This is a genomic window from Paenibacillus sp. MT86 (assembly GCF_058792535.1).
Map to the genome: position 1 here is coordinate 1,810,001 of NZ_CM179499.1, position 21,599 is coordinate 1,831,599.

Consider the following 21,599-nt stretch of genomic DNA (forward strand, 5'->3'; position numbering starts at 1 on the left):
CTCCTAAAGAGTAACGGAGGCGCCCCAAGGTTCCCTCAGAATGGTTGGAAATCATTCGAAGAGTGCAAAGGCATAAGGGAGCTTGACTGCGAGACCTACAAGTCGAGCAGGGACGAAAGTCGGGCTTAGTGATCCGGTGGTACCGCATGGAAGGGCCATCGCTCAACGGATAAAAGCTACCCTGGGGATAACAGGCTTATCTCCCCCAAGAGTCCACATCGACGGGGAGGTTTGGCACCTCGATGTCGGCTCATCGCATCCTGGGGCTGAAGTAGGTCCCAAGGGTTGGGCTGTTCGCCCATTAAAGCGGTACGCGAGCTGGGTTCAGAACGTCGTGAGACAGTTCGGTCCCTATCTGTCGTGGGCGTAGGAAATTTGAGAGGAGCTGTCCTTAGTACGAGAGGACCGGGATGGACGTACCGCTGGTGCACCAGTTGTTCCGCCAGGAGCATGGCTGGGTAGCTACGTACGGACGGGATAAGCGCTGAAAGCATCTAAGCGTGAAGCCCCCCTCAAGATGAGATTTCCCAGTATGTAAGACCCCTTGAAGACGACGAGGTAGATAGGTTGGAGGTGGAAGTGCAGCAATGCATGGAGCTGACCAATACTAATCGGTCGAGGGCTTATCCAAAATCACCCCAAAAAGTGAAGCAACGCCGAATACTTTCTGGGGACCCCGATACCACATCGGGTGAATGCTACGGATTCTAATGTGCTGCAAATATCGTTTCGTATCTAGTTTTCAGGTGATCAAAACTGAATTGTAAGTGTACAAGCTATGCTTGCAAGGAGGATGGTCACGGCATTTGGCGATGCCGTATCCTGAATATACGTTTGGTGGCGATGGCGGAAGGGTTCCACGCGTTCCCATACCGAACACGACCGTTAAGCCTTCCAGCGCCGATGGTACTTGGACCGAAGGGTCCCGGGAGAGTAGGACGTCGCCAAGCGGTACATATTCCCTGATAGCTCAGTTGGTAGAGCACTCGACTGTTAATCGAGTTGTCACAGGTTCGAGTCCTGTTCGGGGAGCCATACGGAGAGGTGTCCGAGTTGGCCGAAGGAGCACGATTGGAAATCGTGTAGGCGCCAAAAGCGTCTCGAGGGTTCGAATCCCTCTCTCTCCGCCAGCAAGGACTTTATATACGGCCCGTTGGTCAAGGGGTTAAGACACCTCCCTTTCACGGAGGTAACAGGGGTTCGAATCCCCTACGGGTCACCACTTTCTTTAATGCATCAGGGGATGAGAATCCCGTCGGTTCGTCGGAGGATAACTTCGTAAGCATAGACTTCGCAGTCGAACGAAGTGAGAGTATCCCCTACGGGTCACCACTTTCTTTAATGCATGTAACAATCCAGATGGAGGCTTAGCTCAGCTGGGAGAGCATCTGCCTTACAAGCAGAGGGTCGGGGGTTCGATCCCCTCAGCCTCCACCATAATTCATCCCCATAAAGTGAAGCTCACGCTTCGCAGGTAATTCCGATTACTTTTCGGGGACCCCATATTAGCAACCCTTTTAATGACGCGGGGTGGAGCAGTTCGGTAGCTCGTCGGGCTCATAACCCGAAGGTCGTAGGTTCAAATCCTGCCCCCGCAACCAATTTATATCGCAATGGCGATAATGCCTCTTGGAACTGTGGTGTAGAGGCCTAACATGCCTGCCTGTCACGCAGGAGATCGCGGGTTCGAATCCCGTCAGTTCCGCCATTCTTATTAGCTTCAGGGATGAGAATCCATATTGGGTTCGTCGGAGCTTAGCTTCGTTAGCATAGACTTCGCAGTCTCGAACGAAGAGAGAGTATCCCGTCAGTTCCGCCATTCTTTAACTCTTAGTAATAAGAGCCATTAGCTCAGTTGGTAGAGCACCTGACTTTTAATCAGGGTGTCGAAGGTTCGAGTCCTTCATGGCTCACCATCTTTACCAAGAGAGCTGGAAACGGAATACATATCATATTTGCGGACGTGGCTCAGCGGTAGAGCATCGCCTTGCCAAGGCGAGGGTCGCGGGTTCGATTCCCGTCGTCCGCTCCATTTTGCGCCCTTAGCTCAGCTGGATAGAGCGTTTGACTACGAATCAAAAGGTCGGGAGTTCGAATCTCTCAGGGCGTGCCATTTTTACAATCAGATGCTTAACTTATGAAATTTCTTTGTGCCGGTGTGGCGGAATTGGCAGACGCGCGCGACTCAAAATCGTGAGGGAAACCGTGGGGGTTCGAGTCCCTTCACCGGCATTAATTAACGGGATGTAGCTCAGCTTGGTAGAGCACCTGGTTTGGGACCAGGGGGTCGCATGTTCAAATCGTGTCATCCCGATTCAAACCGAAAGATCGCTTTCAGTATATCTGAAGGCGATCTTTCTTTGTTATGGATAGAAATGATGCCAACGGCAAGAGCGGAACTGAATATTTTGACAGCATCCCGGTCACAATATGAAAAACATTGAATAGAAGGGGATAACCTTGAGTGTTTTTCATTTCTTCAAGAAACTGTTCAGAAAACGTTGGAGACGTTGGAGACGCGCGATTTGGTCTTGTTCGATCGTAGTGCTCGTAGGTGTCATGGTATGGTCCGGCCAGAATATAACCGATCAGATGAAGAGGCTGCTCACCGCTACTTTCGATGAAACGCCGCTGGCTGTGGAAACGATGCAATACCTGCAAATCGAGGATGATAAGCAGGAGGAACGCAGGCAGGATCAGAGGGAATTCATGCAGAAGCTGAATACCTCGAAGGGAAAGAAGCATGTTCATGTCCGCATCACGTATGTCTGCGGCATTGAAGAGCAGGATATGGGAAAGCTTACGGCGGACGGCATTTATGAACTGATGAATAAAAATCCTTTATGGCAGGGACGATTGGATAATAAAGGCAATGTTTGGCTCGAGCAAACCGTATCCGACCTTTCGCCCGCCTGCAAGCGGCAAGCCTATATGAGCATCGATGCCAACGGGAACTTAACGTTGTTTGACGGCCCGCCGGAAGAAGAGAAGGTCATGCGCACCTTCTTCCAACTGGATGTCGGCTCGATGGAATCCTCTTTGCCTAAAGACGTGATTCAGCAGCTTGAAGAAGGTATTCGAATTCAAGATATGGAAGAGTACAACAGTGTACTGTCAACCTTTAGCGACTTTGCACGGGATATGGCCGAAAATGTCATGAGTCCTAGCCCTTGAAACGTCTATGCTTGTCGCTTCATCACCAAAGCCGCAGCTGCCCGGAATTTTTCCGGGCGGTTTTTTGGTGTTTAGCCGTTCCATCGGCGGTGCCGTCAGTGAAGATATAGAACTGTGGATTACGGATCAAAGTTTTTCCTCAATTGAGGCCGAACTTTTGTTATAATGGGAGAACGATACATATGTTCGCTTCATCAGAGGAGAGATTGGTTTGCGCATTTTAGGAATCGACCCGGGGATTGCGATTGTGGGCTTCGGGTTTGTCGATAAGGTTGGAAGCAAAGTCACGCCGGTCCAGTATGGCTGCATCCAGACGGAAGCCCATACACCGGATGAAGAAAGGCTGCATCACGTGTATGAAGGCATGCTGCAGCTTATCGATAAATATGAGCCGGAGGCCGTTGCGTTCGAGAAATTGTTTTTTAACCGCAACGTGACCACCGCGATGTCCGTATCCCAGGCGAGAGGAGTTCTCATACTGGCGGCGGTCCAGCGCGGACTCCCGATTGCAGAATATACGCCTATGCAGGTTAAGCAGGCCATCGTCGGCTATGGCAAGGCGGAGAAGAAGCAGGTACAGGAAATGGTCAGGATGTTCCTGAAGCTTCAGAGCATCCCAAAGCCCGACGATGTGGCGGATGCTCTGGCCGTGGCAATCTGCCACGCCCATTCCTACACACTTAATTCCAAATTAAATGAGGTATTGCGAAAATGATCGATTTTTTACGGGGACAAGTTGTCCACTTAGAGAGTGAATATATTGTGCTGGATGTTCAAGGCGTAGGATACCGGGTGTTTTGTCCGAATCCGTATGCTTTTGCCAAAACGGAAGGAACCGTGACGGTCTTCACCCATCATCACGTTCGTGAGGATGCCATTCTGCTGTTTGGGTTTCCGACGCGGGAGGAGCAGAAGCTGTTCCGAAAGCTGATCGAGGTCTCGGGAATCGGCCCGCGCGTGGCGCTCGGCATACTCGGCGGAGGATCTCCGGATCATGTGGTTTCCGCGATCTATCAAGAGAATATATCCTTCTTGATCAAACTTCCGGGAATCGGCAAGAAAACAGCGCAGCGCATGATTTTGGATCTTAAGGATAAGCTTGAGGGCTTCGGGAATGCGAGCATGATGACCGGTCTTTTTGCCATCCAGGAGCCGGAATCGGATGATGGCGGCTCGGCATGGTCCGAGGCTCGCGAGGGCCTGAAGGCGCTCGGTTATACGGATAGCGAGCTGGATAAAGTCTGGCTGAAGATCAAGGATTCCGGCGCAAGCGGCGAATCCGTCGATGTGCTCATGAAACGGGCACTGCAGCAGCTATTCGCTGGATAGATAGAGAATCGCTGCAAGAGAGGAGTTATATAGATGGATGATCGAATTATTTCCGCCAATCTGATGATGGACGAACAGGCTGTCGAACTTAGTCTGCGTCCGCGTTATTTGGCTGAATATATAGGACAGAATCAAGTAAAGGAAAATTTGAAGGTATATATCGAGGCTGCAAAAATGCGCAACGAGGCGCTTGACCACGTGCTGCTGTACGGTCCTCCGGGACTTGGCAAAACGACGCTGGCCAATATTATCGCCAATGAGCTTGGCGTTAATCTGCGGACGACGTCCGGCCCGGCCATCGAACGGCCTGGCGATCTGGCGGCGCTTTTGACCAATCTGCAGGAAGGAGACGTCCTGTTTATTGACGAGATCCACCGGCTGCACCGGACGGTGGAGGAAGTGATGTATCCGGCCATGGAGGATTTTGCGCTGGATATTATGATCGGGAAAGGGCCAAGCGCACGCTCCGTTCGCCTGGATCTTCCGCCGTTCACCCTAATTGGCGCCACAACCCGGGCTGGCCTGCTCTCAGCGCCGCTGAGGGACCGTTTTGGTGTGGTAAGCCGTTTGGAATTCTATACGGTAGATGAGCTGAGCTACATTGTGTCCCGCAATGCTGATCTTTTGGGGATCGAGATATTGGGAGAGGCTGCAGAAGAGATTGCCCTAAGATCTCGGGGGACACCGCGCATTGCGAACCGCCTCTTGAAGCGGGTACGCGATTATGCGCAGGTTCGGGGCGACGGCATGATCACGCCAAGCATCGCGCAGGAAGCGCTGAAGATGCTCCAAATCGATCCGATGGGCCTGGATTTTATCGATCACAAAATGCTGAACGCCATGATCAAGAGCTTCCGCGGGGGACCTGTGGGACTGGATACCATTGCCGCAACCATCGGGGAAGAAAGCCAAACCATAGAGGATGTTTATGAACCGTATCTTCTACAGATCGGTTATTTGCAGCGTACGCCTCGGGGACGCGTCGTAACGCCTACAGCTTATCAGCATTTAGGCATTCCCTTTCCGGAGGATCGCCGCTAACTGAAGGAATCATGACATTTATGCATATACCATATCCAATTAGTTACAGGAGGAAAGACATACATGGATAGGAACTGGACGAAATCATTATTCGGTTGGACCACCAAAGGACTCTTGTCGCTGGCTGTTGCCGGAAGCTTATGGAGCGCGCCCGCCGTGCAAGCAGCCGCCCCTTCGTTAGATACGATTCGGGTTGCGATGTTCCTGGATCTGGGAAGCCAGTATAAATCGACAACCAATGCCGTGACGCTGAAATCCGCCGAGGCTCTGACCGCATCGCTGCTTGCCTCCGGTATTCATCAGACCCTGATGAGCATCCCTGCGAACCAGCAGGTCCGGATGAGCGTGGATACATACCGCGTTAAGGTGCTTGAGACAACGGATTGGAAAGCCGCTTCGGAAGCAGCGAAAAAGCTGCAGGCGACAAGTGACAAACCGATGCTGTTTGCGGATGGCAAGGTGTACAAGCTGTACGCCGGCATGTACGGTACAGAAAAAGCGGCCGCGGATGCGGCTGCTCGGACAGCGAAGACAGCGGCTGCATATCTGAATGGGCAAACGCCAGCCGTTAAAGGCGCGCTGCATCTGTCTGCCGGATCGTACGGATCGGAGACTGAGGCGGAGACGGTGCGTAAGGCGTACGCCGATGCCGGTCTGGATGCATTCAATGTCATGGTGCCGTCGGGGGAAACTTCGGCTTATGAGGTATGGGTAGGCGAAGCGGCAAACACCGCCGATCTCGCTGCCGTCAAGAAAGAAGCTGCCAAGGTATCCGGCAGCCTGGTTGAACAGAACGCCAATACGCCGGGTCTTATCATAAGAAGTGACGTAAGCCTGAATCTGGCGGCTCCCCAAGAGGTGACACATTACATGCTGTCAGGTAATCAATCCGTTCTGCGGGTTGATGGGAAGTCAGGAGCGGGAACGAATGTGAAGGAGCGATCCGATCGCTCATATCGGGGCGCTTTGGAGATCGGGCAAAAGAACGGTCAATTATACCTCGTCAACGAATTGCCGTTCCAGCAGTACCTATATTCCGTCGTGGGGGCGGAGGTGCCTTCTTCTTGGGGAACCGAGGCTCTGAAGGCACAGGCCGTGGCAGCGCGCAGCTATGCACTCTTCCAAGGTAATAAATTCGAAGTAGCGCATGTCGTGGACACCACGCTGAGCCAGGCCTATTATGGGACGGCTTATGAGTATCCAAGCATTATTCAGGCAGTGGATGCAACCGATGGCGAAGTCGTCATGAAAGACGGCAAAATCGTGGAAACCGTGTTTTCTTCCAACAGCGGCGGGATGACGGCGGACTCCACCGAGGTCTGGGGCAATCGTAACGATCTGTTTGCCGCGGTGGAAAGCCCTGGCGACTCCTCATCCCAGGCCGCGCTTAAAGCTTGGTATCATGTGCTTCTTCCGAGTGGCGTTACGGGTTACGTGCGTGAGGACAATGTAAAGGAAACCGGCAATGCAACATCGGCAGGTCTTCCTTATATGACTGTTACCGCGAAGGATACCAACGTGCGCCCGCTGCCGCTGATCCAATCGAACGTTGAGCCCGTAAGCAAGATGAATCCGGGAGAAACGGCCGTCGTCCTGGACAAAGTCGCGGAATCCAACAGCTTCGAATGGGTTCGGGGCCCTTATACTTCGGATCAATTGCTGGCCACTTTAAAAGGAAAAACCGCCAATAGCCTGCCGGCCTCCATTACTACGCTGGATGTAACGGAGCGAGGCCCGTCCGGACGGGCCCTCACGGTGAAAGCCAACGGTCAAGTGCTGGACGTAAAATATCCGGATATGTTCCGCTCGGCTTTTAACGGTCTGCCAAGCACATTGTTTGATATTGAATCGACCGGAAGTTATACTGTATTGAGCGCGAATGGTGCGGTATCAACGGTTTCGAGCGGTCAAACGGTATCCGTCATTTCCGGAAGCGGAAACGGAAACGTCAAAGGCTCCGGCACCGTCGTGATGAATGGAACGGGGACAGCACGCGTAATCGAAAGCTCTCCGGGCTTTAAATTTACCGGTAAAGGCTTCGGCCACGGACTGGGCATGTCGCAATGGGGTGCCAAAGGAATGGCTGACGAAGGGTATGATTATAAGCAGATACTCCAACACTATTACCGCAACACGACTATAACGAAGGACTGACCGACATGAATGTGGATTTGTATGATTTTGAATTACCCGAACACTTAATTGCGCAGACGCCGCTGCTGGATCGAAGTTCTTCCAGGCTTCTCACGCTGAACAAAGAGAGCGGACAGATAAGCCACCAGACGTTTGCGGATATCATAGACAGCCTGAATCCGGGCGATACGCTCGTATTAAACGATACGAAGGTAATCCCGGCCCGATTATTCGGCGAAAAGGAGGATACCGGCGCGAAAGCCGAGGTCCTTCTGCTGAAGAATATGGGAGAAGACCGTTGGGAAGCACTCGTAAAACCCGGCAAGAAGCTGAAAAAGGGAAACGTGATTTCCTTTGGCGAGGGGAAACTAAAGGCGGTCATCGAGGAGGAAGGAGAAATGGGTGCTCGCACCTTGTCCTTCTCGTATAAGGGGATTTTCCAAGAAATCCTGGATGAACTGGGCCAAATGCCGCTCCCGCCTTATATTAAGGAAAAGCTGGATGATCGCGATCGCTATCAGACCGTATACGCGAAGCATGAAGGATCCGCAGCCGCGCCGACGGCAGGCCTTCATTTCACGGAGGCTCTCCTGGAACAAATCCGGGCCAAGGGAGTGGACATCGCCTTCATCACTTTACATGTGGGACTGGGAACATTCCGCCCGATGTCCGTGGATCAGGTCGAGGACCATGTCATGCATGAAGAGTACTATTCCCTATCCCAGGAAACGGCAGACCTGCTGAATGAAACGAAACGGCGCGGCGGCCGGGTTATCGCCGTAGGAACGACCTCCTGCAGAACGCTGGAGACGGTAGGCTCACAGTTAAAGGGCGAGCCTCTGCGCGAGAGCAGCGGCTGGACAAGCATTTTTATTTATCCGGGATACTCTTTTACCGTGGTGGATGCGCTGATTACAAATTTTCATCTGCCGAAATCCACGCTGGTCATGCTGGTCAGCGCGCTGGCCGGACGCGAACACATCATGCATGCGTACAAGGAAGCCGTTGACAAAGAATACCGTTTCTTCAGCTTTGGCGACGCGATGTTTATCTATTAATTTCGGAGGTTGGTTATTACAATGGCAGCAGCTGTTACTTATGAACATATTAAAACGTGCAAACAATCGGGCGCCAGGCTCGGCAGAGTGCACACCCCCCACGGCGTAATCGATACGCCGACATTCATGCCTGTCGGAACGTTGGCAACCGTAAAAACGATGAGCCCGGAAGAGCTTAAAGCGATGGATGCCCACATTATTTTGAGCAACACCTATCACCTCTTCCTGCGACCGGGACATGATATTGTGAAGGAAGCAGGCGGACTGCACAAATTCATGAACTGGGACCGGCCGATATTGACCGATAGCGGCGGTTTCCAGGTATTCAGCCTGGCGGAAATGAGAAAAATATCGGAAGAGGGTGTACATTTCCGTTCGCATTTGAACGGAGATAAACTGTTCATCTCTCCAGAGGTCGCAATGGAGATCCAAAACGCGCTGGGATCTGATATTATGATGGCCTTTGATGAATGCCCGCCTTTTCCTGCGGAGTATGAGTACGTCAAACAATCCACCGAGCGGACTTCCCGCTGGGCTGAACGCTGCCTGAAGAGTCATGCCAGACCGGAGGACCAAGCCCTGTTCGGCATCGTGCAGGGAGGCATGCATGAGGATCTTCGCCGTCAGAGCGCCCGTGATTTGACTTCCATGGATTTCCCGGGTTATGCTATTGGTGGACTTAGTGTGGGAGAATCGAAGCAGCTTATGTATGAAGTGCTGGATTACACGGTGCCCCTGCTGCCGAACAATAAGCCTCGCTATTTGATGGGAGTCGGATCACCGGATGCGTTGATTGAGGGCTCGATTCGTGGTGTGGATATGTTCGATTGCGTGCTTCCGACGCGGATCGCCCGCAACGGGACAACGATGACAAGTCAAGGCCGTCTTGTCGTTCGAAATGCTCAATATGCCAGGGATTACGGACCGCTGGATCCGGAATGCGACTGCTATACCTGCCGTAACTACTCGCGTGCTTATCTGCGCCATCTGATCAAGAGCGACGAAACGTTCGGACTGCGATTGACGACGTATCATAATCTGCATTTCCTGATCAATTTGATGCGGAGCGTGCGTCAGAGTATTATGGAAGACCGTCTGCTTGATTTCCGCGATGAGTTTTTTGATAAGTACGGCCTACACGATAATGAAAAAGGGTTCTAAAGCAAGATCATGGCCATCATGATAAGTTTGTGAAAGGGGGGAAAGAAATGTTTGGTTCAGTTGAACTCGCAGCAGCGCAAGGTCAGGGCGGAGGCATTTTGGGGTTGATTTTGCCTTTCGTTCTGATGTTCGTCATCTTTTATTTTCTGCTTATCCGTCCACAGCAGAAGAAACAGAAAACAAGAAACGCAATGCTTAGCGCCTTGTCCAAAGGCGATAAAGTGGTAACGATCGGAGGCCTTCACGGGACGATCGTGGAGATTACCGACGACATCGTGGTTTTGAAAGTGAACGACGTAACGAAGTTGACGTTCGACCGCAACTCGGTAAGCCATAGCGTGAATACGGATGCATAATCTCGTTTCACCTACATATGGAAAGTCATCGCTATAAACAAAGGCCGACTCCCTTTTAGGAATCGGCCTATGTTTTTTTATCACTGGGCGTGAAGTGCACCGAAGTCGTTGCATGGTTTTATTTTTTTAAGTTAACCCCGAACATTCCCCCGATGGCGCCGGCAGCAAAAACCGTGGCAATCAGCGTCAAATCTCCGAGTGACAAAGAACTATCCAAGGCTAGAAAGCCGATGACGAGCAGCGTAATCCCATATACCAGCCCGGTCAGGCAGCCATAATACCAGCCTTTGTTACCTGCGCGTTTGCCGCTCACACAGCCCCCAATAAAGGCCGCGACGGCATGTACCAGAAACGTGTAGAACGATAAATCATCCTCGGCCAGTCCGCTGCCCCACAGCAGCAGGGATAGCGCCAATGCGCCAAGAAACATCCAGAAATAAGAATACAAGAGTCCTGAAAGAATCGGATTGGTGATCCTGAAAGTGAATACTCGCCGGATCGGTTCCATGAATCATCCCCCTTAACAAATCTTGATAATTCCATTGTATGGCCAAGCCTGTACATATAGTACAAACTGAACATTTTGCATCGGGTTTTGCAGGATTACCATTAATTAATCAATTGTAATCGAATGGGAAGAGCTGCGGCAGGCCAGAATAGCTGTACATGAGAATGTTCGACAAGCTAGGGAGGGATTGTTTATGTCTCATATGACTATTCTGATTCTGCGGACCGTTCTGATGTATGTGGTTATCTTTGTTACCATGAGAATCATGGGCAAACGGGAAATCGGAAAGCTGTCTATCTTCGATTTGGTCATATCCGTCATGATCGCAGAGATCGCCGTTTTTGTCCTCGAAGATGTCCATAAACCGATTTGGGACGGACTAGCTCCTATCGCCGTGTTGGTTGCCATTCAGGTAGGACTTGCCTACATCGGCCTGAAAAATCGAAGCATACGGCTGTTTGCGGACGGAAAACCCAGCATACTGGTATCCCGAGGCAAGCTTCACCGCAAAGAGATGTCAAAGCTTCGCTACAATCTGGATGATCTGATGCAGCAATTAAGGGGAAAGGACATCGACAGTTTGGCAGACGTGGAATTTGCGATTCTCGAAACTTCCGGCCAGCTCACCGTTATTCCAAAAGATGCGGATAACGGTTCGAACCGCTCGAATAGTTCATCAAGTTCTTCCAACGCCTCAAGCTCCACTCATTCTTCAGGTGCTTTATCCAAGGCCAAATCCGAAACAGGAAACCCTACCGTTGTTGATATTCCATACGATAAAATTACGTACGAAGGACTGCCCATTCCGCTTATATTGGATGGAAAGGTGCAGGACGAAAACCTTGAACTGATTGAAAAAACAAGGTTCTGGCTGAAAAACGAGATTCAAAACCACGGAGCCAAGGATTTTAAGGATATCTTCCTATGCTCCATCGACCATAAAGGACGTATTTACATCGACCGCAAAGACAGGGACTAGCGGCGGCTAAACTTGTTGAACCAGGTACCGACGACAGGGACGCGTTCCAGATCCCGGGGCGTTACCAGCTTGGTCGTGAAAATCATGATGAAATAGACCAGGATGCCAACCACGATCGAGGTCCAAAACTGCAGCCAGGGGGTCGTTGAGAACGGAAGATGTCTATACCCGTAAAGAACGCAGGCACCCATAATGATCATGACGGCAGCGATTTTGACATAGTCGAGCAGGCGGAAGCGAAAGCCGATCAGCCTGGAGAGACTAAAACCGTGAAGCAATGTAACCGCGATGCTGTTAACGATGATGGCAATGACGGCCCCTATGATGCCGAAGGCGGGGTTGGATGCCAAATATACGATAAGGCTCATCTTGATGATCGCACCGAATAAGGTATTCAACAATGCCCGTCCCGGGCGGTCCAATGCTTGCAAGGCAGCTTGAAGCGGGGACTGCACATACAGAAATAAGGCAAAGGGCGCCATGATTTTGAGCATATCGCTAATCTCGGCGTTGTCGTAGAGCAGCAGGCACAGCGGCTCAGCCAGGACAAACATAATGATGGCAAACGGAGCTCCCGAGACAAGAGCCAGCCGAAGGGATTGATTCATTCGCTTATGGATGGTAGGCCGGTCGTTGCGGGCCGCTGCCTCCGATAGGGAAGGCACCAGGGAGATGGCCAGGGAAACGGTCAACGCACCGGGCAATAGCAGGAGCGGGATAATCATGCCTTGCAGAGCGCCGTATTGGGCGGTGGCCACGGATGTCGCGATACCTGCCATGGCGAGGCTGCGATTGGTCAGTATCGTTTCCAGCAGGTAGGAGAAGGACCCTACCATCTTTCCGCCCGTTACAGGCAATGCAATGCCGAATAACCGCTTCAGGATGCCTTTATTCGAAGAAGAGTCTTCCGGCGCTTTTTTTTCAGATACGGCTTCTTGTGGCTTAGGTAAAAGTTTGTTCGTTCTTCGGCCCTCGCCGGAATATTGCAGCAGCAGCGCAATCATGCCAATCAGCTCGCCCACGGCTGTTCCAAGCATGGCCCCGGCTGCCCCGTAAGCGATGCCTTTGGGCATCAGGAGATGCGCAAACCACAACATGCAAATAATTCGGACTATCGTCTCGATAACGGAGGAGCTTGCAGAGGGGATCATATTTTGTTTGCCCTGGAAATATCCCCGGTAGACCGACGAAACGGCAATGATGATCATCATGGGCGTCATGCTGATGAAGGTTTGATATACACGCTCGTCCGGCAAAAGCACGCCGGTTACCCAAGGAGCAAGCAGCAGGCTGAGTCCCGTGAAGAGGGCACCTGCCGTAATCGTCAGCATCAGGCTGACATGCAGAATTTGCTTGGAAGCATCAGGCTTCCCGGCACCTTCCGCTTCGGCGACCATTTTGGCAATAGCTAGCGGAATACCGCCCGTGATGATGGTCACGAGCACGATAAAGAAGGGGTACCCCAATTGGTAAATTCCGACACCCTCAGGTCCGATGATCCGGGGAAGGGCGATCCGGGGGATAAAACCGAGTAGGCGGTTTAATATGCCGGCTGCAAGTAAAATCAGCGTTCCTTTAATAAACGATTGCTTGTTCACTGTCCATCCCACTCCCTGGTTAAGGCTGAATACGTTGACACGACATGGCTATTCTTATGGATATGCCCTACCTGTCCCATCTGATGACTTTACTTTTTTTTCTGGACATGGTAGGAATAGAAGGAAAGCCATATGTCATGTCGAATGTAACTTAGGGACAACAGGGAGTCAGTGAGGAGGCCATATGCATGGAACTCGAGCAAATGAGCGAGGAAGAATTGATGAGCACCATTGAGATGGTATGCTTGAGCAAGGTTGAGGAAATGCATTTGATTGGGTACGAGTATGTGACGAGCGACGATATTTGGAACTGTGTCAGCAGCAAGTACGAAAAGGAAGGCGTTCCGTCCCTCCACCAATTGGTCAACGACATTCTGTCCTTGAAAGCAACAGCCTTGATGAACTATATGACAATATCAGCATATAAGGGATCTTCTTTCGATTAATCGAAGAGGTCCCTTTTGCCTTGCGGATATAGGGGTTCATCCATAAGCCCGACAAATTTTGATAAATTGACTGGGTTTTATGACATCGCTATAATAGGAATATTGAGTAAAAAGGGGGAACAAGGGACGGCATGAAGAGAATTATCAGTTTCGTCGGAACCGTGCTCGTGATCACTATTTTAATGGCCGTTACAACTCCAGGCTTGCTGAAAGACGTCCGTCTAGGTTTGGATCTAAAGGGTGGATTCGAAATCCTTTATGAAGCAGAACCGTTGATGGAAGGGCAGCAGGTTACCAAAGAAGCGCTGCAGGAAACCGCAAAGAGCTTGCAAAAGCGTGCGGATGCGATGGGAACATCGGAGCCTGAGGTTACGCCGGAAGGGGCGAACCGGATTCGCTTGAAGGTGGCGGGCGTAACGGATGAGGCCGAAGTTCGAAAAACAATGAAAGAACCTGCGAACCTCACATTCCGAAGCAATGACGGCTGTAAAGAAGGCGAGGAGTTCTGTAAAATAGAGCTCCGCGGCGACGATTTCGTCGAGAACGGCGCATCGGTAGCCTATGACCAGCTTAATCAGCCTATGATAGATATTAAAGTGAAGGACAAAGGGAAGTTTGCTGAAATTACAGAACGTCTTCTCGGTCAAGAGCTGGCTATCTTCATGGACGACCAATTGCTGTCAGCTCCAACGGTACGAGCCGTATTAACGGACGGTACCGCGCAAATTACAGGGAACTACTCGCTGGATGAAGCGAAGCAGATCCGGGATACGATCAATCTCGGCGCCCTGCCGCTGAAGCTGGTCGAGAAATATTCGCAGAGCGTAGGGGCTACGCTTGGCATGCAATCTCTTACAAAAACTTTAGAAGCCGGTCTGATCGCTTCCGTCGCGATTTTGCTGTTCATGATTATCCGATATCGCGTACCGGGCTTGCTGGCAAGTTTCGCACTTATTTTGCACACATGGCTGCTGATCCTTATTTTCGTATGGGCTGACTTTACGTTGACGCTTCCAGGCATTGCGGCATTTATATTAGGTATTGGTATGGCGGTGGATGCCAACATTATCACCTATGAACGCATTCGGGAAGAGATCAAGACAGGCAAAAGCGTGCCATCTGCAGTGAAATCAGGCGGTAAATCCTCCCTGCGCGCCATTATGGACTCCAACTTGACGACGATTCTCGTTGCCGCTGTCATGTTCGGATTCGGTACCGGTGCGGTAAAAGGTTTTGCCCTTGTATTGATTTTGGAGATCATCGTTAGTATTGCCACGAACGTTTATTTCTCCCGTTTCCTGCTCAATCTGCTTGTGAATATCGGTTGGGCCCGCAAACCGAGCCATTATGGCGTAAAGGAGCGTGACATTCGTGAGCTTTAAGAACTTCGATTTCGTAGGCAAAAGCAGAATTTTCTACGTACTATCCATTGTAATTACGATTTTGGGCTTAGTTTTTCTCCTGACTCGCGGTCTTAACTACGGAGTTGATTTCCAATCCGGCTCGAACGTGGACATTTCACTCTCCAAACCGTTGACTACGGAGCAAATCAATACCGTATTAGAGGATGCCGGAATCGGGGAGGATGCGAGCGTTACTCCGGGTAATGACCGCGTCAACATCCGATTCAGCGAGGTGCTGACCGAGGATCAGGATCAGAAGCTTCGTTCCGGCATCGAGAAGCTGGACGAGAAGGCAACCTTCGAAATTAATACGGTTGATCCCGAGATGGCCAAAGAGCTGGGACGAAACGCAATTTATGCCGTATTGATTTCCTGTATCGGGATTATCATTTATGTCAGCATCCGCTTTGAATGGCGATTTGCGATTGCAGCGATCGTAGCGCTCCTGCATGATGCCTTCGTTGTCATCAGTATCTTCTCCATCCTTGGATTAGAGGTGGACCTGACATTCATCATCGCCGTCCTGACCATCATTGGTTATTCGATCAACGATACCATCGTTATCTTTGACCGGATCCGGGAAAACCTGCGGTTTGCGAAGATTAAGAGGGTCTCGGATCTCAAGGATCTGGTTAACAAAAGTTTGTCGCAGACGATCGGGCGCTCGATCTATACGGCCTTGTCCGTATTCATCGCTGCATTCTTCATGCTCCTCTTGGGCGGCGAGTCGATCCAGATGTTCTCGCTGGCCATTTGTATCGGTTTGGCATTCGGCGCGTACTCTTCGATCTTTATCGCAAGTCCGTTGTGGCTCCTTCTTAAAGGCCGCAACGTGAGCAATAAGCCGAATTCGCCGAAGCCAAGCAAAGATAAAATCGAAATTTAATTAAACCGCTGAAGGGCGTTTGCAGTCCAGATATCAGAAGATCCTATACAAGTGAAAGCCGCGTCGCAGGCGACGCGGCTTTCTAAAGTTAGCAGCAGGCAGCATGACGAGTACAGGATCGACAGTGACATTGAGGGGGGCCTCAAGTGAGCAATGAACGCTTGAATCATACGGAGACTGTCCTATGGACAGGCATTGTAACGGATTTGGCATTAGCCTTGTGCAAAGGGATAGCCGGCTACTTATCCGGCAGCAAGGCTCTCATCGGAGATGCCCTGCATTCTGCGGCGAATGCCGTAACTTTATTGGTGGACCGGTTGCCAAGCCTTGGCATATTCGGCACGAAAAGTCCGATGCGGGACAAACGGAACGTTTCGAGTACGACGGAGCCCGTCATATCGATCTTATTTGCCGTGTTATTGATCATGGGCGGCATTCAAATTGCGGTATCCGCGATCCAGACCATGGCATCGGATAACCTCGAGCCGCCGGCCACATCGGCGCTCCTTGCAATTTTCATATCGATGGCGGTGAACGAAGCGGTATTCCAATATCAAAGCTGGCAGATGAAAAGACTGCATGATCCCCGGTACGAAATGCTGTCGGCTGATCATCGGTTTGCCTTATATTCATCGCTAACGGTATTGATCGGCGTGTCGCTATCCATGGCAGGCTCCTATTTTGAATGGTCGCCTCTATTCTACATGGATTCCATAGCGGCTCTTATCGTGGCTTGTCTCGTGGTCCGGAAAGGATATATACTCATCGTTCATTCCGTTTACGGCACGCTTGCGGAGGAGAAACGCCATGAACACGAAGCCGAGTTCATGGATACGATTCAGCGGGTTCACGGCGTGATCACGATCGAGGAGCTGAAGGTTCAAGAATACGGACAGATTCGCCACGTGAACATCGAAGTGAAAATCACCGTGAATCCGAGAACGTCCGTATTGGAAGCTCAGGAAATTGCCGAGCGAATCCGGAAGCTGTTGACCCATCGATTTATTCAGGTTACGGATGCCAAGGTTCACGTTGTGCCTTATGAACCCGGGTACCCGTATAAATCGAACTATGACTTGATGGACAACGATATGCCGACACTGCCGCAATAAGGGCGGAGCTTTTAAGACAGCAGGAAATAGGCAGGAAAAGGAAGGTGAATCCCTGTGCTGTATTCCAAATATGAATGGAGAATACGAGAGGCAGCGTCAACGATCACCGAACGGCTGGCCCATGATTTGTCGCTGCCACCCATCGTGGCTTCACTCATGGCGTCCCGGGGGATACAATCAGCCGAGGATGGCCGGGAATTTTTATATGGAACGTTTGAGCTGACGCACGACCCTTATCTCATGCAGGGAATGCGGGAGGCCGTGCCGCGCATCCGCAAAGCGCTGGAGGATCGGGAGCATATTCTGATCTACGGCGATTATGACGCGGACGGGGTTTCCAGCACATCATTGATGATTCATCTGATGCGTTATTTGGGAGCATCTTATGATATTTATATCCCTCACCGATCCAATGAAGGTTATGGCTTACATAATCATGCGCTGGATTGGGCCCATCAGCAAGGGGTCAGTCTGGTGATTACCGTAGATACCGGGATTAGTGCGGTCGAGCAAATCGCGTATGCCAACAGCCTTGGCATCGACGTCATCGTCACCGACCATCATGAACCGCCTGAGGTGCTGCCTGAGGCATATGCATTGATTAATCCGAAGATCCCGACATGCCCGTATCCCTTTAAGGGGCTGGCCGGCGTAGGCGTGGCTTACAAATTGGCACAGGCTCTCGTGGGTGACCCGCCGGAGGAATGGCTCCAGATCGTTTCGATCGGAACGATCGCTGACTTGATGCCGCTCACGGGGGAGAATCGGGTGCTTGTGAAGCACGGTATCGAATCGATGCGAAAAACGCGGTATGAAGGCATCCGCAGCTTGCTTGAGGTATCGGGAATTCATGTAGAGCAGGTGACGGCCGTTAACGTGGCCTTCTCCATGGCACCACGGATTAACGCCAGCGGCCGCTTGGACCATGCAGGCCGTGCCGTTACGCTGCTTACAACGGAGCACAGGGAAGAGGCAGAGCGCCTTGCTTGGGAGCTGGACGGGCTGAACAAGGATCGGCAGCAAGTGGTCGAAAACATCGTCCAGGAAGCGCTGGGGATGGTTCAAGACCGCTGGAGAGGGCAGGAGATCCCGCCTGTAATCGTACTGGCGGGCGAGGGCTGGAATGTCGGCGTGGTCGGCATCGTGGCTTCCAAAATCCTGGAGCGCTTTTACCGCCCCGTTGTAATTCTCGGGATTGATCCCGAAACGGGAAACTGTAAAGGCTCTGCCCGTTCGATTCCGGGATTCGATATCTATGCGGCTTTGCTTTCTTGCAAAGACGTCATGGACCACTTTGGCGGCCATCCTTCCGCAGCCGGCATGAGCCTCCATCGAGACCGCTTGGCGGCATTCGAACAGGGACTTCATCGATATGCGGAGGATGCGCTCGAAGCAGAGCATCTGATTGCCGTTTGCGAAGCGGACCTGGAAGCCAGTTTGTCGGAGGTATCCGTACCCATTCTGGAACAGATGGAACAGTTAGGCCCGTTCGGCATGGCGAATGCCGTACCGAAGATCGTTTTTCGGGACGTTGTCATCAAGGACGTCCGCAAGATCGGCAAAGAAGGGAAACATCTGAAGCTTCGTTTGCAGCAAAAGCGGGAGGTTATCGATGCGATCTCATTCGGCTGGGGCCATCTTGCCGATATTCTGCCGGTGGGTTCGGTTGTGGATGTGCTTGGCGAGCTTTCCGTCAATGAATGGAACGGGAGCCGTAAAGTGCAGCTCATGATTCAGGATATCTGCGCCCCTTATCAGCAGGTGTTTGATTACCGCGGGATCAAAGAACCGATCCGGGAGATCCAGAGGTGGAGAGCTGAACTGGAGCCGCATCTGCGGTGCCCGGCTGTCCGTTCCGCGGTGGTGTACGCAAAAGATTCACATCCGGAAATAAAAAGTCAATTGTATGATATGTGCCTTTGGGTATATGATAGGAATGCTGGCATCGTGCCGGATAATGAAATCGCCGCGAGCGGCAGTCAAGAAGACATTTCCGTTTTGTTCGTACTGGATGTACCGGAGACGGCTGAGCAGCTCGCTGCATTCATGTCAGCCTTCCATTCCGTTCCCAATATATTTATGTTACATCCGACCCGGAACCTGCGCGAACGGCTGCAAATTCCGGACCGGGAACAGTTTAAGAAGCTGTACGTATCACTCGCTGGACTGACGTCCGCTCCCATGCCGGAAAAAGAGGTCGTAGCACGTCTACAGAAGCAGACTTCGTTGTCATCGCGCATGCTGGTCAAAGTACTGGATGTCTTTGAAGAATTGGCATTCATTCAGCGTGACCAGGGACAAATTACCTTTGTACCGAAGCCGGAGAAAAAACCGCTCGACGCATCCCGTCACTTCCGGGAATTAAGCGACTTGGCGGATATGGAGCAGCATCTGCTGCATGCCGGCACCGAACAGTTAACCCAGTGGATGACGTCCCGTACAAAAGGCGTATCTTAACCGCAACTATACAGGAGGAGATTATTTTGGATTTTAAAGATTATATTCGTGTCATTCCCGATTTTCCGCAAGCGGGGATCAGCTTCAAGGATATTACCACACTGCTGAAGAATGGTGAGGTATATCGCAAAGCCATCGAGGAACTGAAGGTCTTGGTTTCCGATCTCAAAATTGATGTGATAGCTGGTCCCGAAGCCCGTGGATTTGTCGTGGGTGCTCCGCTGGCTTACGCGCTTGGCGTGGGATTCGCGCCCATTCGCAAAAGCGGCAAGCTGCCTTACGAAACGATTGAAGTGGGATATGACCTCGAATACGGTAAAGATCGCTTGGCGATGCATACCGATGCAATCGAGAAAGGGCAAAATGTATTGATTGCGGATGATCTTCTTGCAACAGGCGGTACGATTGCGACTTCGGTTAACCTCATCCGTCAATTGGGCGGGAACGTTGTTGGCGCTGCTTTCATGATCGAGCTGACGGATTTGAACGGCCGCTCGAAGCTGGACGGAATCGATGTATTTACGTTGATGCAGTACGAGTAAACGACACTATTCTTCCTGATTTTCCCGGGAAATAATAAAATGCCCTGAGCAATCAGCTCAGGGCATTTTTCTGTTTGCAATAAAGTTGTCGGTTCAATCCGGCGTTTTTTCCACGAGCGGCTCATCATTCTTTTCATTGGAAAGCCCGGTAATTTCGAAGAATTTGAAGAGGAGAGCCATTAGGACACCTACGATGGTGGCCAATGCCATACCCTTCAGTTCGACCGTGCCAATCTTCAAGGTTACGCCGCTGATTCCTGTTACCAGTACGATTGTAGCCAAGATCATGTTGCTTGCTTTGGAGAAATCCACCTTCTGCTCCACGAAGATCCGAAGGCCGGAAGCTGCGATAACCCCGAACAGCAAGAGAGACACGCCGCCCATAACCGGTGTTGGAATGTTCGCTACAACGGCGGAAAATGTTCCTGAGAAGGAAAGAATAATGGCAATAATGGCGGCGCCTCCGATGACAAACACGGAATACACCTTCGTCAAAGCCATGACCCCGATATTTTCACCGTACGTTGTATTCGGCGTGGAACCAACGAATCCGGACAAGATGGTGGAAATACCGTTGCCGAGCAGGGAGCGGTGAAGGCCAGGATCCTTGGAAAGGTCTTTGCCCACGATATTGCTGGTGACCAGCAGGTGGCCGATGTGCTCCACGATAACTACGATCGCAACCGGTATGATGCTCCAGATCGCCCCGCTATCAAAAACCGGGGTTGTCAGCTCCGGACCCGACAGGAACTTCGCGTTTGCGATTTTCTCCGTGTCCACGACCCCAAGCGCGAAGGAAAGCGCATAACCGACAACGATCCCGATCAGGATGTGAATGATTTTGGCGAAGCCTCGGAACAGGACGGACCCGAACACCGTAACTCCGAGGGTAACGAGCGAGATGGTAATGATTTTAGGATCGATGGATTGCCCTTCTTCCGGCAAAAATCCAGCCATGCCTGCGGCAACCGGAACAAGCTCAAGCCCGATCATCGCAATGATGGCACCCATAACCGCAGGCGGGAAGACGAAGTCGATCCATTTGGTTCCCGCATATTTGACAATGAACGCCACAATACAGAAGATAATACCCGTCACGATAAAGGCGCCCAAGGCTTTGCCGTAATTGGCTTCCGGATCGCCTGCCAGTACGATCAGCACCGGTGAGATAAAGGCGAAGCTGGAGCCGAGGTACGCCGGAATCTTTCCTTTACATAAAAAAATGTAGAGCAGCGTGCCGATACCGTTCATCAGCAGGATCATGCCGGGATCCACGCCGAACATGTTCGGTACAAGCACCGTGCTTCCGAACATGGCGAACAAATGCTGCAGGCTCAGAAGGAACCCGGGACCAAACGGAAGCTTCTCATCTACTTGAATTTCACGTTGCAAACCATTTCACTCCTCTATAGGACT

Annotated in this window: 18 protein-coding genes, 11 tRNA genes and 2 rRNA genes (1 of these 31 cut by a window edge); 28 read left to right on the forward strand and 3 right to left on the reverse strand. The window is 51.4% G+C overall.

Features of this window, described 5'->3' with window-relative positions:
* The 21 genes from AC3RCL_RS07750 to yajC form a co-directional block, all read left to right on the forward strand.
* Nucleotides 1-631 (forward strand): 23S ribosomal RNA (locus tag AC3RCL_RS07750); it begins 2,415 nt to the left of the window's first position.
* A 202-nt stretch (nucleotides 632-833) separates the two neighbouring features.
* Nucleotides 834-950 (forward strand): 5S ribosomal RNA (gene rrf / locus AC3RCL_RS07755).
* 9 nt (nucleotides 951-959) lie between these two features.
* Nucleotides 960-1,035: transfer RNA gene (locus AC3RCL_RS07760), tRNA-Asn, on the forward strand.
* Between the two features lie 3 nt (nucleotides 1,036-1,038).
* Nucleotides 1,039-1,130: transfer RNA gene (locus tag AC3RCL_RS07765), tRNA-Ser, on the forward strand.
* Between the two features lie 17 nt (nucleotides 1,131-1,147).
* Nucleotides 1,148-1,222 (forward strand) — tRNA-Glu (locus AC3RCL_RS07770).
* A 139-nt stretch (nucleotides 1,223-1,361) separates the two neighbouring features.
* Nucleotides 1,362-1,437: transfer RNA gene (locus tag AC3RCL_RS07775), tRNA-Val, on the forward strand.
* 87 nt (nucleotides 1,438-1,524) lie between these two features.
* A tRNA-Met gene (locus AC3RCL_RS07780) sits at nucleotides 1,525-1,601 on the forward strand.
* 30 nt (nucleotides 1,602-1,631) lie between these two features.
* Nucleotides 1,632-1,708: transfer RNA gene (locus AC3RCL_RS07785), tRNA-Asp, on the forward strand.
* Nucleotides 1,709-1,840: 132 nt separating this feature from the next.
* A tRNA-Lys gene (locus AC3RCL_RS07790) sits at nucleotides 1,841-1,916 on the forward strand.
* 41 nt (nucleotides 1,917-1,957) lie between these two features.
* Nucleotides 1,958-2,032, forward strand: a tRNA-Gly gene (locus AC3RCL_RS07795).
* A 4-nt stretch (nucleotides 2,033-2,036) separates the two neighbouring features.
* Nucleotides 2,037-2,113, forward strand: a tRNA-Arg gene (locus AC3RCL_RS07800).
* 39 nt (nucleotides 2,114-2,152) lie between these two features.
* Nucleotides 2,153-2,232: transfer RNA gene (locus AC3RCL_RS07805), tRNA-Leu, on the forward strand.
* A gap of 8 nt (nucleotides 2,233-2,240) precedes the next feature.
* Nucleotides 2,241-2,314 (forward strand) — tRNA-Pro (locus tag AC3RCL_RS07810).
* A 146-nt stretch (nucleotides 2,315-2,460) separates the two neighbouring features.
* Nucleotides 2,461-3,174, forward strand: coding sequence for a BofC C-terminal domain-containing protein (locus AC3RCL_RS07815; protein ID WP_492535105.1), 714 nt, complete (start codon nucleotides 2,461-2,463; stop codon nucleotides 3,172-3,174).
* Between the two features lie 211 nt (nucleotides 3,175-3,385).
* The gene (gene ruvC / locus AC3RCL_RS07820) at nucleotides 3,386-3,889 is read left to right on the forward strand and encodes a crossover junction endodeoxyribonuclease RuvC (RefSeq protein WP_009592782.1); all 504 of its coding nucleotides are present in this window, start codon (nucleotides 3,386-3,388) and stop codon (nucleotides 3,887-3,889) included.
* Nucleotides 3,886-4,503, forward strand: coding sequence for a Holliday junction branch migration protein RuvA (gene ruvA / locus AC3RCL_RS07825; RefSeq protein WP_009592777.1), 618 nt, complete (start codon nucleotides 3,886-3,888; stop codon nucleotides 4,501-4,503). The genes ruvC and ruvA overlap by 4 nt, the downstream gene beginning before the upstream one ends.
* Before the next feature lie 33 nt (nucleotides 4,504-4,536).
* Entirely contained in the window at nucleotides 4,537-5,544 is a 1,008-nt protein-coding gene (ruvB, locus tag AC3RCL_RS07830; protein ID WP_009592741.1) for a Holliday junction branch migration DNA helicase RuvB, read from the forward strand.
* Between the two features lie 63 nt (nucleotides 5,545-5,607).
* The gene (locus AC3RCL_RS07835; RefSeq protein WP_375121110.1) at nucleotides 5,608-7,698 is read left to right on the forward strand and encodes a SpoIID/LytB domain-containing protein; all 2,091 of its coding nucleotides are present in this window, start codon (nucleotides 5,608-5,610) and stop codon (nucleotides 7,696-7,698) included.
* 5 nt (nucleotides 7,699-7,703) lie between these two features.
* A complete protein-coding gene (gene queA / locus AC3RCL_RS07840; protein ID WP_096772924.1) occupies nucleotides 7,704-8,735 on the forward strand; it encodes a tRNA preQ1(34) S-adenosylmethionine ribosyltransferase-isomerase QueA in 1,032 nt (343 codons plus the stop codon).
* A gap of 21 nt (nucleotides 8,736-8,756) precedes the next feature.
* A complete protein-coding gene (tgt, locus tag AC3RCL_RS07845) occupies nucleotides 8,757-9,896 on the forward strand; it encodes a tRNA guanosine(34) transglycosylase Tgt (protein WP_096772925.1) in 1,140 nt (379 codons plus the stop codon).
* A 47-nt stretch (nucleotides 9,897-9,943) separates the two neighbouring features.
* On the forward strand, nucleotides 9,944-10,252 hold the full coding sequence (gene yajC, locus AC3RCL_RS07850) for a preprotein translocase subunit YajC (RefSeq protein ID WP_096772926.1): 309 nt from the start codon (nucleotides 9,944-9,946) through the stop codon (nucleotides 10,250-10,252).
* A gap of 118 nt (nucleotides 10,253-10,370) precedes the next feature.
* Here the strand turns inward: yajC and AC3RCL_RS07855 are convergent, their stop codons facing one another.
* Nucleotides 10,371-10,760, reverse strand: coding sequence for a TIGR04086 family membrane protein (locus AC3RCL_RS07855; protein ID WP_015734038.1), 390 nt, complete (start codon nucleotides 10,758-10,760; stop codon nucleotides 10,371-10,373).
* 193 nt (nucleotides 10,761-10,953) lie between these two features.
* Between AC3RCL_RS07855 and AC3RCL_RS07860 the strand changes: the two genes are divergently transcribed.
* Nucleotides 10,954-11,739, forward strand: a complete 786-nt coding sequence (locus AC3RCL_RS07860) for a YetF domain-containing protein (protein ID WP_015734039.1) — start codon at nucleotides 10,954-10,956, stop codon at nucleotides 11,737-11,739.
* Here the strand turns inward: AC3RCL_RS07860 and spoVB are convergent.
* The gene (gene spoVB / locus AC3RCL_RS07865) at nucleotides 11,736-13,337 is read right to left on the reverse strand and encodes a stage V sporulation protein B (RefSeq protein WP_492535110.1); all 1,602 of its coding nucleotides are present in this window, start codon (nucleotides 13,335-13,337) and stop codon (nucleotides 11,736-11,738) included. The two genes, AC3RCL_RS07860 and spoVB, sit on opposite strands and share 4 nt — an antisense overlap.
* Before the next feature lie 188 nt (nucleotides 13,338-13,525).
* Between spoVB and AC3RCL_RS07870 the strand changes: the two genes are divergently transcribed.
* The 6 genes from AC3RCL_RS07870 to AC3RCL_RS07895 all read left to right on the forward strand — a co-directional run bounded on the left by AC3RCL_RS07870 (nucleotide 13,526) and on the right by AC3RCL_RS07895 (nucleotide 20,183).
* Nucleotides 13,526-13,783, forward strand: coding sequence for a post-transcriptional regulator (locus AC3RCL_RS07870; RefSeq protein ID WP_096772930.1), 258 nt, complete (start codon nucleotides 13,526-13,528; stop codon nucleotides 13,781-13,783).
* 131 nt (nucleotides 13,784-13,914) lie between these two features.
* Nucleotides 13,915-15,165 carry a protein translocase subunit SecD gene (gene secD, locus AC3RCL_RS07875; protein WP_009592810.1) on the forward strand — a complete coding sequence of 417 codons (1,251 nt, stop codon included), beginning with the start codon at nucleotides 13,915-13,917 and terminating at the stop codon, nucleotides 15,163-15,165.
* On the forward strand, nucleotides 15,155-16,072 hold the full coding sequence (gene secF / locus AC3RCL_RS07880; RefSeq protein ID WP_049788676.1) for a protein translocase subunit SecF: 918 nt from the start codon (nucleotides 15,155-15,157) through the stop codon (nucleotides 16,070-16,072). Before secD ends, secF begins: the two co-directional genes overlap by 11 nt.
* 146 nt (nucleotides 16,073-16,218) lie before the next feature.
* Nucleotides 16,219-17,184, forward strand: coding sequence for a cation diffusion facilitator family transporter (locus AC3RCL_RS07885; RefSeq protein WP_015734042.1), 966 nt, complete (start codon nucleotides 16,219-16,221; stop codon nucleotides 17,182-17,184).
* A gap of 54 nt (nucleotides 17,185-17,238) precedes the next feature.
* Complete coding sequence (gene recJ, locus AC3RCL_RS07890) at nucleotides 17,239-19,641, forward strand: single-stranded-DNA-specific exonuclease RecJ (RefSeq protein ID WP_251493454.1); 2,403 nt, start codon at nucleotides 17,239-17,241, stop codon at nucleotides 19,639-19,641.
* 26 nt (nucleotides 19,642-19,667) lie between these two features.
* Nucleotides 19,668-20,183 carry an adenine phosphoribosyltransferase gene (locus AC3RCL_RS07895; RefSeq protein ID WP_090912109.1) on the forward strand — a complete coding sequence of 172 codons (516 nt, stop codon included), beginning with the start codon at nucleotides 19,668-19,670 and terminating at the stop codon, nucleotides 20,181-20,183.
* A 93-nt stretch (nucleotides 20,184-20,276) separates the two neighbouring features.
* Here the strand turns inward: AC3RCL_RS07895 and uraA are convergent, their stop codons facing one another.
* Entirely contained in the window at nucleotides 20,277-21,575 is a 1,299-nt protein-coding gene (uraA, locus tag AC3RCL_RS07900; RefSeq protein ID WP_096772933.1) for a uracil permease, read from the reverse strand.
* Between the last annotated feature and the right edge of the window lie 24 nt (nucleotides 21,576-21,599).